Source organism: Microseira wollei NIES-4236 (assembly GCF_020521235.1).
Lineage (GTDB): Bacteria > Cyanobacteriota > Cyanobacteriia > Cyanobacteriales > Aerosakkonemataceae > Microseira > Microseira wollei.
Genome location: NZ_BLAY01000531.1, coordinates 1 through 546 on the forward strand (window position 1 = coordinate 1; position 546 = coordinate 546).

Here is a 546-nt window from a genome sequence, read left to right on the forward strand (position 1 = left end):
CTCTTTCTGGAACGCGCGTTCTAAGTCACAGCAAACTGGTCGCTGTTTGATGCCAAATTTTTGTGCAGCACGTTTTGCTAGTTTATTTGTACGATCTGAGCAAAGATTTGTTGGATACAACTTATCAGCAATGTAGATGGAGGGCAAGGGCTGTGGAAAAACTGTTGCGCTTCCAGCAATGAAAACATTTTTCATGATTGTCTCATACCAATTTTATATGAAGATACAGTGAGTCAATTTTGGTTTTTATGGTTGGCTCCCAAATTGACTCAACAAAAAATTTTATTGCAGCTTCATATAGATACAGTGTAAGTTACTTGTAGTTGCCAAAGAAATAGTTCCCAGGCGCTTCTGGGTTGTCGCTTAAATAGAAATCAGCAACTAGATTCATTACATCATTTTTCCTGATTTTACCATCCCCGTCAAAATCAAGCTTGGCAAAAATTTCTGCGGCTAAACTTTCGTTTCCAAATCCATAAATTTTGTACATGGTTTTATATTCTTCAAGAGCCAGTACACCATCTTTATCTGTATCTAACGCATAAA

2 protein-coding genes are annotated in these 546 nt (G+C 37.2%); both read right to left on the reverse strand.

Annotation, left to right across the window (positions count from 1 at the left end; genetic code table 11):
• On the reverse strand, positions 1–195 hold a 195-nt coding region (locus MiSe_RS49715; protein ID WP_226595014.1), incomplete at its 3' end, for a hypothetical protein.
• A 118-nt stretch (positions 196–313) separates the two neighbouring features.
• Positions 314–546 (reverse strand): EF-hand domain-containing protein (locus MiSe_RS49720; RefSeq protein WP_226595012.1); only part of this gene is annotated, 233 nt, incomplete at its 5' end.